The following is a 3,396-nucleotide window of genomic DNA, read 5'->3' on the forward strand; positions in this document are numbered from 1 at the left end:
CTCCCCCGCAGTGCTGCGGGGGAGGCGGCCTTCGCCGTTCTCGGGGCTCCGGCTCAGTGGAAGAAGTGCCGGGTCCCGGTGAAGTACATGGTCACGCCGGCCTTCTTCGCGGCCTCGACGACCAGCTCGTCCCGTACGGAGCCACCCGGCTGGACCACGGCCTTGATGCCGGCCGCCGTCAGGATCTCCAGTCCGTCCGGAAACGGGAAGAAGGCGTCGGACGCGGCGTACGAGCCCTGCGCGCGCTCGGCGCCCGCCCGCTCGACGGCGAGCTTCGCCGAGTCGACGCGGTTGACCTGGCCCATGCCGACGCCGACCGAGGCGCCGTCCTTGGCGAGCAGGATCGCGTTGGACTTGACGGCCCGGCAGGCCTTCCACGCGAAGGCGAGCTCGGCGAGCTCGGCCTCCGACAGGGCGTCGCCGGTGGCGAGGGTCCAGTTGGCCGGGTTGTCGCCCTCGGCCTGGAAGACATCGCTCTGCTGGAGCAGCACGCCGCCGGAGATCGGCTTGAGGTCGCCCGGCTGGTGCGGGTGGCCGTCCACCTTCAGGACGCGGATGTTCTTCTTCTTGGCCAGGATCTCGACCGCGCCGTCCTCGTAGGCGGGGGCGGCGATGACCTCGGTGAAGATCTCCGCGACCTGCTCGGCGAGCTCGACGGTCACCGGGCGGTTGACGGCGATGACGCCGCCGAAGGCCGACAGCGGGTCGCAGGCGTGCGCCTTGCGGTGCGCGGCCGCGACGTCCGTCGCGTCCACGGCGATGCCGCACGGGTTGGCGTGCTTGATGATCGCGACGCAGGGCTCTTCGTGGTCGTAGGCGGCCCGGCGGGCGGCCTCGGTGTCCACGTAGTTGTTGAAGGACATCTCCTTGCCGTGCAGCTGCTCGGCGTTGGCGAGCCCGCCCGGCTGACCGTCCGTGTAGAGGGCGGCGGCCTGGTGCGGGTTCTCGCCGTAGCGGAGGGTCGACTTGCGCTCCCAGGCGCCCGCGAGGAACTCGGGCAGGACGGCGCCCTCTTCCGGCGCGTACGCGTTCGTGAACCAGGAGGCCACGGCCACGTCGTAGGCGGCGGTGTGCTGGAAGGCCTCGGCCGCCAGGCGCTTGCGGGCGGTGAGGTCGAAGCCGCCGCCCCGGGCGGCCGCGATCACGTCGGCGTAGCGGGCCGGGCTGGTGACGACGGCGACCGACGGGTGGTTCTTGGCGGCGGCGCGGACCATCGACGGACCGCCGATGTCGATCTGCTCCACGCACTCGTCCGGAGTGGCACCCGACTGGACGGTGGCCAAGAAGGGGTAGAGGTTGACGACCACCAGGTCGAAGGGCTCCACGCCCAGCTCGGCGAGCTGGTTGCGGTGGTCCTCCAGGCGCAGGTCCGCGAGGATGCCGGCGTGCACGCGCGGGTGGAGGGTCTTGACGCGGCCGTCCAGGCACTCGGGGAAGCCGGTCAGCTCCTCGACCTTGGTGACGGGCACCCCGGCCGCGGCGATCTTCGAGGCCGTGGAGCCGGTGGAGACGAGCGCGACGCCCGCCTCGTGCAGGCCGCGCGCCAGCTCTTCCAGTCCCGTCTTGTCGTAGACGCTGATGAGCGCACGCCGGATCGGCCGCTGGTTCGTGGTCGGGTCGTTGCTCGCTGCGGTGTCTGCGGCGGTCACTGGATCGTTACCTTTCGTCCCTCAATGCGGTAGCCGTGCCGGGCCAGGCGCCCCACGACGTCGACGAGCAGCTGTCGCTCGACTTCCTTGATGCGCTCATGGAGAGCGGCTTCGTCGTCCTCGTCCCTGACCTCGACCACACCCTGGGCGATGATCGGACCGGTGTCCACGCCGGAGTCCACGAAGTGGACGGTGCAGCCGGTGACCTTCGCGCCGTAGGCGAGCGCGTCCCGTACGCCGTGCGCGCCGGGGAAGGCGGGGAGGAGGGCGGGGTGGGTGTTGACGAACCGCCCGCCGAAGCGGTCGATGAACGCCTTGCCCACGATCTTCATGAACCCGGCGGACACGACGAGGTCGGGCGCGTGGGCGTCGGTCGCCTCGGTGAGGGCGGTGTCCCACTCCTCACGGCTCCCGTACGCCTTGACCGGACACACGAAGGTGGGGATTCCCGCCTTCTCGGCCCGCTCCAGGCCGACGATGTTCTCGCGATCGGCCCCCACGGCGACGACTTCGGCGCCGAAGCCCTCGGGTCCGCCGGGGTGGGCGTCGATGGCGTCGAGGAGGGCCTGGAGGTTGGTGCCGGAACCGGAGACCAGCACGACCAGGCGGGAGGCGGCCATGGGGGCCCTTTCTCGCGGGAAATACGGTGTTCGTCTTGTGCGGTCATACGAAACTTCGGGGTACCGATATACGGGGAACCATACGAAGCCACCGACCGCCTGCAACGATACCGGCACTCCGGACGGCCCCCGAGGGACGGGGGGACGGCCGAGGGGTAGCGTCTGGCGTACAAGCCGCAAGAAGGCCCAACAAGCCGTAATCAGGCCGCACCTCAGGCCTCGCCTCGCCGTGACGTCGCCGTGACGTCCATGACACAGGGGAAGAAACGCACCCGATGCCGGACCGCCGCCAGCCCGACTCCTCCACCGACGACAACCCCTTCGCGGCTCCCCCGGAAGGCCGGCCCGACCAGCCGTGGCAGCCGCGCGGCGGGGTCGACGGCGGCCCCGGCGGGAACGGCGGGACCGACCCGAAGGACTCCGAGGGCCGGGGCGGCCCGGCGCGCTGGGACCCGACGGACCCGATCCAGCGCCGTGCGCGGTACGCGCTGCTGGCCGGCATGTGGGGCTTCTTCTTCGGGATCTTCGGCATCCCGTCGGTGGGACTCCTGCTGGGCGCGCTCGCCATGTACTGGGGCATCAGCGCCCTCCGCGGCAAGCCGGCTCCCGCCCAGCCGGACGCGGCCACGGCCCCCGCCCCCTCCCCCAGCGGCCTGGCCGCCCTGGGCGAGGCGGCCCGCCCCCAGCGCACGGCGGCGGTGAGCGGCCTGATCACGGCCACGCTGGCGATCCTGCTGGCGATGACCTCGTACGGGCTGCAGCTCGCGTACAAGGACTTCTACGTCTGCCGCGACGACGCCCTGACCCAGTCGGCGGAACTGGAGTGCAACACCCTCCTCCCGAACAACGTGGTGGGCGACATCCTGAAGGTCCGCCAGTAGCCGCGCGGCGCGAGGGCAAAACCGGCCCCGCCGGCGCAGGACGGCAAATCCAGCCCCACCGGCGTTTGAGGCGCGGGGCCCGGGGCGGAGCCCCGATCTTGTAGCCGCACCCGCGCACGCAGGCGAGCCAAATCCAGCCCCGCCGGCGTTTGAGGCGCGGGGCCCGGGGCGGGGGCCCGATCTTGTAGCCGCACCCGCGCACGCTGGCGCCCCACCGCCCGCCCCGCCGGCGATGGAGGCGCGGGG

Annotated in this window: 3 protein-coding genes; 1 reads left to right on the plus strand and 2 read right to left on the minus strand. The window is 72.1% G+C overall.

Features of this window, described 5'->3' with window-relative positions:
- Nucleotides 1-53: 53 nt before the first annotated feature.
- Nucleotides 54-1,649, minus strand: coding sequence for a bifunctional phosphoribosylaminoimidazolecarboxamide formyltransferase/IMP cyclohydrolase (purH, locus tag ACFTXQ_RS36465; protein ID WP_382649935.1), 1,596 nt, complete (start codon nucleotides 1,647-1,649; stop codon nucleotides 54-56).
- The gene (gene purN / locus ACFTXQ_RS36470) at nucleotides 1,646-2,269 is read right to left on the minus strand and encodes a phosphoribosylglycinamide formyltransferase (protein ID WP_382649937.1); all 624 of its coding nucleotides are present in this window, start codon (nucleotides 2,267-2,269) and stop codon (nucleotides 1,646-1,648) included. The genes purH and purN overlap by 4 nt, the downstream gene beginning before the upstream one ends.
- A gap of 275 nt (nucleotides 2,270-2,544) precedes the next feature.
- On the opposite strand from purN, the gene ACFTXQ_RS36475 reads away from it, so the two are divergent.
- Nucleotides 2,545-3,150: a hypothetical protein gene (locus ACFTXQ_RS36475; protein WP_382649940.1), complete on the plus strand. Its 606-nt coding sequence runs from the start codon at nucleotides 2,545-2,547 to the stop codon at nucleotides 3,148-3,150.
- Nucleotides 3,151-3,396 lie beyond the last annotated feature (246 nt).

Source organism: Streptomyces sp. NPDC057010 (assembly GCF_042673805.1).
Lineage (GTDB): Bacteria > Actinomycetota > Actinomycetes > Streptomycetales > Streptomycetaceae > Streptomyces.